The 8,313-nt window shown below is 46.5% G+C and carries 6 protein-coding genes; 2 read left to right on the top strand and 4 right to left on the bottom strand.

Annotated features, from left to right (window positions below; translation table 11 throughout):
- Positions 1-82 precede the first annotated feature (82 nt).
- Entirely contained in the window at positions 83-205 is a 123-nt protein-coding gene (locus AC4II3_RS12640; RefSeq protein ID WP_488008838.1) for a hypothetical protein, read from the top strand.
- A gap of 169 nt (positions 206-374) precedes the next feature.
- A complete protein-coding gene (locus AC4II3_RS12645; RefSeq protein WP_488008836.1) occupies positions 375-932 on the top strand; it encodes a CAP domain-containing protein in 558 nt (185 codons plus the stop codon).
- Between the two features lie 244 nt (positions 933-1,176).
- Here the strand turns inward: AC4II3_RS12645 and gcvP are convergent, their stop codons facing one another.
- The 4 genes from gcvP to infB form a co-directional block, all read right to left on the bottom strand.
- The gene (gene gcvP / locus AC4II3_RS12650; protein WP_488008834.1) at positions 1,177-4,146 is read right to left on the bottom strand and encodes an aminomethyl-transferring glycine dehydrogenase; all 2,970 of its coding nucleotides are present in this window, start codon (positions 4,144-4,146) and stop codon (positions 1,177-1,179) included.
- Positions 4,147-4,459: 313 nt separating this feature from the next.
- Positions 4,460-4,867, bottom strand: a complete 408-nt coding sequence (gene gcvH / locus AC4II3_RS12655) for a glycine cleavage system protein GcvH (protein WP_488008832.1) — start codon at positions 4,865-4,867, stop codon at positions 4,460-4,462.
- Positions 4,868-5,194: 327 nt separating this feature from the next.
- Positions 5,195-5,398, bottom strand: a complete 204-nt coding sequence (locus AC4II3_RS12660) for a hypothetical protein (RefSeq protein WP_488008830.1) — start codon at positions 5,396-5,398, stop codon at positions 5,195-5,197.
- A 308-nt stretch (positions 5,399-5,706) separates the two neighbouring features.
- On the bottom strand, positions 5,707-8,313 hold a 2,607-nt coding region (gene infB / locus AC4II3_RS12665; protein WP_490722821.1), incomplete at its 5' end, for a translation initiation factor IF-2.

The raw sequence follows: 8,313 nt of genomic DNA on the forward strand, positions 1-8,313 counted from the left end.
GTGCTCCTTGTCGTAAATATTATCTCCTTTGCTGATGAACCTGCGGAATGTGGGTGATAGCTGAATAAGGGATGAAAATGCGATGGCCTTTCGGCCTTTTGGCCTTTTGGCCTTTTGGCCACGCTACGCGAACGGCCACGCTACGCGAACGGCCACGCTACGCGAACGGCCACGCTACGCGAACCGAAAAAACCCTCCCCTGTAAAATTTTCCATAAACCTCATAACTAGGGAACCTTTTCAGCTCCGAGTTAGTCGATAGATAGAGCAATCCCCTTGAAAATCTGAATAGGATTGCTCTATCTATCTAGCGCCATTTTAATGGCTACCGGGTGCCATCGGATCTGTTGCAGATATTGACCCATGAGGTGATTTATGCATAGACTTAAATTTTTGGCAATTGCTCCGCTTACTTTGCTCGGATTATCTGAAATAGCGCTTCAGTCTAGCTCAGTTCTGGCTAACCCTTACTCCAATAACACCCTCCAGAGAGGTTCTCAGGAGCAGATAACTGTGCTAAGCTCTAGTAGCTCATCCTTAGCTAAACTCAATACTGAGTTGCTTGGACTAACCAATGCTGAACGCCGAAAAGCTGGCTTGCCACCATTACAGCTTTCTGCTGAGCTAACTCAAGCCGCACAGCTACACGCGGAAGATATGGTGCGCAATGGTTTTTTTAGTCATACTGGTTCAGATGGTTCTAAAATAAGCGATCGCGCTAAAGCAGCAGGATATCTATATTCCTATGTTGGTGAAAACATTGCCGCAGGTAACCCGACTCCTGCTCAAACCATTAGGCAATGGATGGGAAGCACTGGTCATCGCCGTAATATACTCAAGCCTCAGTATCAAGAAATTGGCTTTGGTTATGTCAGCGATCCTTCTAGTCCCTATCGCCACTACTGGGTGCAGGTATTTGGTTCACCTCGTTAATCTTCAGTAGGGAGTAGGGAGTAGGGAATCGGGAATCGGGAGTTGGGAGTTGGGAGTCGGGAGTCGGGAGCGGTGCGACCCGTGGCGAATTTAATTCGACGACTGTAAGCGCACCGAGGGAGTCGGAATCCCCCTAACCCCCATTAATAAGGGAGTTATATCATGTCAGGATAATTACCCTTAATAAAAATCTCCCCATCTCCAAATCTCCCCATCTCCCCACACTCGAGGATTGACTCTGGAGTTAGATGTACGCCTCCATTCCCTCACAAGAACAAACCAAATTTCTATCCCCAAAGGCATTATCGATGCGCCCTGCCACAGGCCAAAACTTGTGTTCCCTTAACCAAGATGCCGGGTATGCAGCTTCCTCACGGGTATAGGGATGGGTCCATTCACTGACCATCAAGGCTTCTGCTGTATGGGGAGCATTCTTGAGCTGATTGTCGGTTTGGTCTACCTGACCCGATTCAATCGCTTTAATTTCCTGGCGGATAGCAATCATGGCATCACAGAAACGGTCGAGTTCCTCCTTCGACTCACTTTCAGTAGGTTCCACCATCATTGTCCCCGCTACAGGCCAGGATACCGTTGGAGCATGGAAACCATAATCCATCAGGCGTTTGGCAATATCATCCACTTCGATGCCCGCAGACTTTTTAAGCGTCCGCAAATCTACAATACACTCATGAGCTACTAATCCATTGTTCCCCTTGTACAGAACAGGATAGTAAGGGTCTAACCGCTTAGCCATGTAATTAGCATTAAGAATAGCCACCTTAGTCGCCTCAGTTAACCCCGCACTCCCCATCATGGCAATATACATCCAGGAAATCGGTAGAATGCTGGCACTTCCCCAGGGTGCCGCAGAAATTGCACCAATAGATAAAGTGGAAGGTTGAGGCTGTAAGGTTTTGGGCAGGAATGCTACTAAGTGAGGCATCACTCCAATTGGTCCCATGCCAGGTCCACCCCCACCGTGGGGAATACAGAAGGTTTTGTGCAGGTTCAGATGACACACATCTGCCCCAAAGTCCCCCGGACGGCACAGTCCTACTTGGGCATTCATATTCGCCCCATCCATATAAACCTGTCCCCCATGGTTGTGGACAATGGCACAGATATCTTTAATCTCTTGTTCAAACACACCATGGGTAGAGGGATAAGTCACCATCAGAGCAGCTAGGTTTTGGCTATGGTGCTCGGCCTTCTTCCTCAAATCATCTAAATCAATGTTGCCCATCTCATCACAAGCAACAGCCACCACCTTTAAACCAGCCATCACCGCACTGGCGGGATTGGTGCCATGGGCAGAAGTAGGAATTAAACAGATATTGCGATCGCTTTCTCCCCGGTTTTCATGGTACTTACAAATAGTCAGTAATCCTGCATATTCCCCTTGGGAACCAGCATTAGGTTGAAGAGAAATGCCAGCAAAGCCAGTAATTTCTGCTAACCATTCTTCCAGCTGCTGGAATAGAATTTGATATCCCTGAGTTTGGGAGAGGGGAGCAAACGGATGAATCTTGCCAAATTCCGGCCATGTCACTGGCATCATCTCAGCAGTGGCATTCAGCTTCATGGTACACGAGCCCAGAGGTATCATGGACGTGTTTAGAGCCAAATCCTTACTTTCCAGGCGGTGCAAATAACGTAGTAACTCCGTTTCTGAGTGATAGCGGTTGAATACTGGGTTGTTTAAGTAGGTACTACGGCGAGCAAACGGTTCATTAAAATCAGCTGCCACCTTACGTGTTACCTCAGCCGCCAACTCTTCCACAGTAAAGAGTAGGGATGCACTGCTTGGTTCCCCTAAACTTGCAAAAATTTCCCACAAGTCTACTAAATCCCTAGACGTCGTTGTCTCATCCAGGGAAATCCCGATAGTAGTTGAATCAATAATACGTAGATTAATTTGACGTGCTTCAGCTGCTTCTATAATTCCTGACACAGAGCGATCGCTTAATTCTACGCGCAAGGTATCAAAAAATGGTTCTGAGCTAATACTGTAACCTAAGCGTTTCAGTCCCTCCGCTAGGATAACCGTTAATTGATGAATTTTCTCGGCAATACGTTTGATGCCCTCTTGCCCATGATAAACTGCATACATTGAAGCTATCACGGCCAACAGCACTTGGGCAGTACAAATATTGCTCGTTGCTTTGTCACGACGGATATGTTGTTCACGGGTTTGCAGTGCCAAGCGCAGTGCTGCTTTACCATTAGCATCTTTTGATACGCCAACGATACGTCCTGGTACTTGCCGTTTATAAGCTGCCCGAGTAGCAAAATAAGCTGCATGAGGTCCCCCATATCCTAGGGGAACACCGAAGCGCTGGGTGCAACCTATGGCAATATCAGCCCCAAATTCTCCAGGGGGTGTAAGCAGGGCAAGGCTTATAATATCAGCTGCCACAGTTACTAAGGCTTTAGCACCATGAGCCTTATCAATAAATTCCCGATAATCGTATATGGTGCCATCCGTTGCTGGGTACTGAAGCAGAGCTCCAAAAATGTCTTGGTCAAATTCAAAAGTGCGGTGGTCACCAACAATCACCTCAATGCCCAAAGGTCTAGCCCTGGTTTGTACCACTGCGATAGTTTGGGGATGACAGGTTTGGGAAACAAAGAAATGTTTGGCTTTCGTTTTACACAGACCATAGCTCATGCTCATAGCTTCCGCTGCTGCTGTTCCTTCATCCAGCAAGGAAGCATTAGCAATTTCCAGACCAGTCAAGTCTATAATCATAGTCTGGAAGTTGAGTAGTGCTTCGAGTCGTCCCTGAGCAATCTCTGCTTGGTAAGGGGTGTAAGCCGTGTACCAACCAGGATTTTCCAGGATATTCCGTTGAATTACAGGTGGGGTAATGCAGTCGTAATATCCCATGCCAATCAAAGACCGGAATACTTGATTCTTAGACGCAATGTTTTTTAGCTGAGCCAGAGCAGCATACTCGCTTTGGGCTGGTGGTAACTGCAGGGGTTGATTAAGCCAAATAGCGGCGGGTACAGTTTGCTCAATCAGGCTATCTATAGTGGATATACCCAGGACGTTGAGCATTTGCTCTATTGCATCTGGATTTAGACCTATGTGTCGATTGACAAAAGCATCGGTAGATGGTAGTGTTTGTGATGCGGAAAGAATAGGGTCAGATTTCACCAACGACTGAGTATTTGCTCTATTTTTTTGATCCTGGATATCCAAATTCTGCATAGTAAACCCATTTGTGAATTAAGCAGCGAAGGTGGGGGTCACTTTTGAGGGCTGTGACCCCCTAAGTTGGTAAATCTATAGATACACAAAGCCCGGATGTATAACTAATGCGATTTAGACCTAAAGCAATTTAGTTCTAAATATACAGTATGACAACCTAGCATACTACAACCTAGGCGTGTTGCTAGATTGATTCTAGATACACAACTTTACACAGCCGGGTTCAGTTATGACAACCCTATTTATCAGCTTTTTACAGAACCTTCGTAATAGCTGTATCTTTAGTTACTTGCTTTTATAAGCAATTTATAGTCTACTCTGCCTCGACTTTGGCACGGTACTCCTCAGCAGAAAGGACACCCTCCAGTGGGTTATCAGGGTCATTCAGCCGCACTTTAATTAACCAGCCTTCACCATAGGGGTCTTCTGCAATCTTTTCAGGAGCCTCAATCATCTCCTCATTTCGTTCTACCACCGTACCCGATACCGGTGAATATAGATCCGAAACTGCCTTGACCGATTCAATGGTACCAAAGCTTTCATCATTTTCTTTGTTACCCTTCTCTATGGTGTCCTCAATGTCTGGGAGTTCCAGAAGAACTAAGTCACCCAGTTGGTCAATGGCAAAGGCGGTAATACCAATAGTGGCAATTTCACCATCAAGCCGCACATATTCGTGGCTATCAAGGTATTTCAGGTCATCAGGATATTCAAAGGCCATGTCAACTCCAAAATCAGCAGCAATGCTAATTATCCTTCCTCATTTGTCTTTCGTCCAGCCGCCTTTGACCATTGACCGTTGACCGTTGACAGGAAACGCTCAGAGGTAGTAACTGAGTAATGGTTGACTTCTACCTACCTAAATCTTTAAAATACCATTACTAAAATACCACCAACAATTTGCAATCTATGGTAGTGTTCCTTAGCGTTGCGTCAAAAGGAATAATTTTAACCAAGACTGTCGGCTTTTCCCGTTTATGCCACAAGTTACAAAGAAAATACAATCCAAATACATCATGCCAGCTCGGAGTAGCTCCGAGCTGGGAGTTCAGTAGGCAAGCATTTCTAGAGTTTCACGTAAGTAACGACGCACTCGGCTATCAAGACTATAATCCTGAAATTGTTCACCCAAGGGATGTTCCATTTGCCAGCGTTGAAATCCTGAACTAGCGGCTATGGCTTGTTTGAGACTGTCCCAAACTTGAGTGTCGTGATCTAATTGTCCGGATTCGGATGTAACGAAGCTTGCCATATGCACCTTACCAAAATTTAATACAGATCAATCTAGTTGGGTAATGCTTAAGTGCTAAACTATTAAGCTTACCTGTACACTATCCTATCTGCTTTTTTAGGATTGTGCTTTTAGCGACACTTAATACTTACAATGTGGAAGGGTTAGGGTTGGAGGTTATCGGTTAACAGGTTAAAAGTTGCTTTGGATGGAACCTTGACAATTGCAAGCTTGCCACAGAGCAACTCGTATCAATAACCTTTAACCTTCAACCTTAAACAAAACAACCTACCCGGCAATGGATGCCTGGGTAAGAACACCCCTCAGGGCTACTTCAGGGAGAGAGTCCGTCGCTTGGTTACCATCTGATAGGTTTCAATGATATCTTTTTCCGCCCAGTCGTTGAATTTATCAACACCCATACCACATTCGTAGCCAGCATTGACTTCCTTGACATCATCCTTAACACGCTTGAGGGAATCCAAAACTCCTTCGTAGATAACTTTGCCACCACGCCGCACTCGTAAACGGCAATTGCGCACGGCTTTGCCTGAGAGTACATAGCAACCCGCAACGGCACCACGACCCACTGGGAAGACAGCTCGAACTTCTACTTCACCCAATGGTTCTTCTACCTCTTCTGGCTCTAACAGACCTTCCATAGCACCTTGAACATCATCCAGGAGTTTGTAGATGATGTTGTATTCCCGCACATCTACCCCTTCCTGTTCAGCTGCTGGTCGAGCACCAGGAGCTAAGGTAGTGTTAAAGCCAACAATAACTGCACCACTAGCAGCGGCTAAGTCCACATCCGTTTCGGTGACTTCCCCAGGGGCAGCCAGTAGAACTCGAATTTGCACTTCATTTTGGGGCAGTTGTTCGAGGGATCCCAGAATAGCTTCCACCGAGCCTTGAACGTCTGCCTTCAAAATCAAGTTGAGTTCTTTGAGTTCACCTTCTTGAGCCTGGGCTGATAATTCAGTGAGGGTAACTCGCCGTGATTTCATGCGAGTTTGCAGGCGAGATTGACGTTGCTGTTGAGCCCTTTCACCAGCAACTGCCCGGGCTTCTTTTTCGCTCTCAAAGACTTCAAACTCATCACCAGCAGCTGGAACATCACTCAAGCCAAGGACTTCCACAGCAAACGAGGGACTAGCTTGTTCGACTCGCTGTCCTCGGTCATCAAGCATGGCTCTGACCTTACCGAAAACTGAACCAACAACCAAGCTATCACCGATCCGCAAAGTACCGTTTTGCACTAAGAAGGTGGCAACAGGCCCTCTGGATTTATCTAGGTGAGCTTCAATCACCGTACCTTTGGCTGGTCGATCCGGATTAGCAGAGAGTTCTTCTAGCTCTGAGACCAATAGAATCATCTCCAGCAGTGAATCCAAGTTTTCCCTTTGGATAGCACTCACTGGTACCATGATCGTTTCACCACCCCATTCTTCTGGGACCAAGCCCCGTTCTGATAATTCTTGCTTAACCCGATCAGGTTGAGCTCCGGCTTTATCAATTTTGTTAATAGCAACCACGAGTGGAACTTCAGCAGCTCTAGCATGACTAATGGCTTCAAGGGTCTGAGGTTGTACCCCATCATCAGCCGCTACCACTAGCACAGCAATATCGGTTACTTTTGTTCCCCTTGCCCGCATGGCTGTAAAGGCTTCGTGACCGGGGGTGTCTAAGAAGACAACCTGTTGAATTTTATCCTCATGTTCAACATCTACGTGGTATGCGCCAATATGCTGGGTAATTCCACCGGCTTCTCCTTGAGCCACTTTTGCTTCACGAATGGCATCGAGTAGAGTCGTTTTACCGTGGTCAACATGACCCATAATTGTCACCACAGGTGGACGCCGCTCGAGGTTTTCCAGGTCTTGGACATCCAGCATTTCCACCTTAGTCGCAGCAGAGGCTTCTTCTTCCATTTCGACCTTGACTCCCACTTCCTCAGCTACCATTGTGGCAGTAGGAACATCCAAAGTCTGGGTAACACTCACAGCTATGCCTTTGAAGAAGAGCATTTTAACAATGTCAGTTTCTGCAATAGCCAGTTCATTAGCCAGGTCTCTAATGGTGAGTGAGTCTCTCAAAACAATTTGTTCTGGGCGTTTGGGCTGAGTTTTCTGTGTACGACGGCGATCGCGATGATCCGACTTATTGCTACTACTGGTTTTAGAAGGCTTCTTCCTGTGGCTAACACTCGCAGTAGTTGGTTGGGTTTGCTGTTTTTGCAGAGACTTTGGTTTGGGAGGACGAGCCAGAGAAAGACTAACTGAAAATGAACCATCGATTTTGTTATCGTTTTGATCTGATCCTGTTTCGAGATCATCTTCATCATCCAGAATCATTTTAGGTCGCCGCTTGAGTTTGGCGGATTTACCCTTCTGGACTTTGTCTTCTTCTTCTCCATTTTCTGCCTGCCACTCTTTCTTCTTAGCAGGTCGGGGGACAGATGGTCGCCAGAGCTTGACCTCCTTGAGCATTTCCTCAGATTCATTGACTAAGGTGTTGGTGTCTTGATCAGATTCTGTCAGACCCGTTGAGTCAGCATCCATTGCTGCTACTTGAGAATTGTCCTTGTCAAGACCTGGCTTGGTTCTTTTTGGAGGTCGCTGGAGTTCAGGAATGGTCGGCCTTGGTGAACTAGAACGTTTTGGTGGTGATGTTTCCGAAGGGGTTGACTGCTTATTGATAACAGGGGATTTGTTAGGAGTTGGACTCTTTACTGACTTTGAACCCGAAGAACCCTTTTGGTTTGATTTGATCGGTCGCTCAACCTTAGAAGGCTGAGTTTTTGCTTGTGATAGTCTTACAGGCGGTCCAGTTAATTTTGGTTTTTCTGTAACCTTAGGTGAGGCAGTACTATCCTGTGACACCTTCTGGACTGGTTTAGCGGCTAGTTCGGGTTTAGCGGCTAGTTCGGGTTTAGC

It is taken from the genome of Moorena sp. (assembly GCF_982860115.1).

Coding starts and splice junctions, on each gene's coding strand:
- AC4II3_RS12640 (WP_488008838.1), top strand. CDS start 83: ATGGCCTTTCGGCCTTTTGGCCTTTTGGCCTTTTGGCCACGCTACGCG.
- AC4II3_RS12645 (WP_488008836.1), top strand. CDS start 375: ATGCATAGACTTAAATTTTTGGCAATTGCTCCGCTTACTTTGCTCGGA.
- gcvP (WP_488008834.1), bottom strand. CDS start 4,146: ATGCAGAATTTGGATATCCAGGATCAAAAAAATAGAGCAAATACTCAG.
- gcvH (WP_488008832.1), bottom strand. CDS start 4,867: ATGGCCTTTGAATATCCTGATGACCTGAAATACCTTGATAGCCACGAA.
- AC4II3_RS12660 (WP_488008830.1), bottom strand. CDS start 5,398: ATGGCAAGCTTCGTTACATCCGAATCCGGACAATTAGATCACGACACT.